At 68.0% G+C, this 1654-nt stretch carries 1 protein-coding gene; it reads left to right on the plus strand.

Annotation, left to right across the window (positions count from 1 at the left end; translation table 11 throughout):
* Window positions 1–203 precede the first annotated feature (203 nt).
* The coding region (gene ahpF / locus ABNT58_RS26925; RefSeq protein WP_348756450.1) for an alkyl hydroperoxide reductase subunit F at window positions 204–1654 on the plus strand (1451 nt) is incomplete at its 3' end.

Here is a 1654-nt window from a genome sequence, read left to right on the forward strand (position 1 = left end):
CACCACCGATGACGAAGCTGAAGGCCGGCGCCGTGCCGGCCGACCAGGCTTCCCGCGCAGGCCGGCACCGCCGGTTTGCGCAGGCCCGAACCGGGCCCTGTTGAAAACGTCCCGCGGCTTGTGCAGCGGGGCGTGTTCAACCGGGTCTGGGTCTGCCGCCGCCCGTTTGAACACACCGCATACCGCTGACTAAAGGAGCCGCCATGCTGGACGCCAACCTCCAGGCCCAACTCAAGGGCTACCTCGAACGCCTGCAGCAGCCGATCGAACTGATCGCCTCGCTGGACGACCGCGCCGAATCGCAACAGGTGCGTGAGCTGCTGAGCGAGATCGTCGGCCTGTCCGACAAGATCACGCTGCGCACCGACGGCCACGACAGCCGTCGCCCCTCCTTCCAGATCACCCGCCAGGGCGCCGACATGGGCGTGCGCTTCGCGGCGCTGCCGATGGGCCACGAGTTCACCTCGCTGGTGCTGGCGCTGCTGCAGGCCGGTGGCTACCCGCCCAAGGTGGAAGCCGACCTGATCGAGCAGATCCGTGCGCTGCAGCCTGAGCAGGACCTGGTCTTCGAGACCTGGATGAGCCTGACCTGCCACAACTGCCCGGACGTGGTGCAGGCGCTGAACCTGATGGCGGTGCTGAACCCGCGCATCAAGCACGTGGCCATCGACGGTGGCTTCTTCCAGGACGAGGTCGAGCAGCGCCAGATCATGGCCGTGCCTTCCATCTTCCTGAACGGACAGCCCTTCGGCCAGGGCCGCATGGGCCTGGAAGAAATCCTGGCCAAGATCGACACCGGCGCCACCGCCCGTGACGCGGCCAAGCTCAGCGCCAAGGCACCGTTCGACGTGCTGATCGTCGGCGGCGGCCCGGCCGGCGCGGCGGCGGCCGTGTATGCGGCGCGCAAGGGCATCCGCACCGGTGTGGCGGCCGAGCGCTTCGGCGGCCAGGTGCTGGACACGCTGGGCATCGAGAACTACATCTCGATCAAGGAAACCGACGGCCCGAAGTTCGCCGTGGCGCTGGAAGAGCACGTCAAGTCGTACGACGTGGACATCATGAACATGCAGCGCGCCGAGGCCCTGAAGCTCGACGGCGACCTGGTGGAAGTGACGCTGGCCAGCGGCGGCACGCTCAAGAGCAAGAGCGTGATCCTGGCCACCGGCGCCCGCTGGCGCGACATGAACGTGCCGGGCGAAGCCGAGTACCGCACCAAGGGCGTGACCTACTGCCCGCACTGCGACGGCCCGCTGTTCAAGGGCAAGAAGGTGGCCGTGATCGGCGGCGGCAACTCGGGCGTCGAGGCAGCCATCGACCTGGCCGGCGTGGTGGACCACGTGACGCTGCTGGAATTCGACAGCCAGCTGCGCGCCGACGCCGTGCTGCAGCGCAAGCTGCACAGCCTGCCCAACGTCAAGGTGCTGGTGAATGCGCAGACCACCGAGGTCAAGGGCGACGGCAGCAAGGTGGTGGGCCTGGCCTACAAGGACCGCAAGAGCGGCGAGCTGCACAGCATCGACCTGTCGGGCGTGTTCGTGCAGATCGGCCTGGTGCCCAACACCGCCTGGCTCAAGGGCAGTGGCGTGGAGCTGTCGCCGCGTGGCGAGATCATCGTCAACAGCCACGGCCAGACCTCGGTGCCGGGCGTGTTCGC

It is taken from the genome of uncultured Aquincola sp., assembly GCF_964001545.1.
In the GTDB taxonomy this organism is placed as follows: Bacteria; Pseudomonadota; Gammaproteobacteria; order Burkholderiales; family Burkholderiaceae_C; genus Aquincola.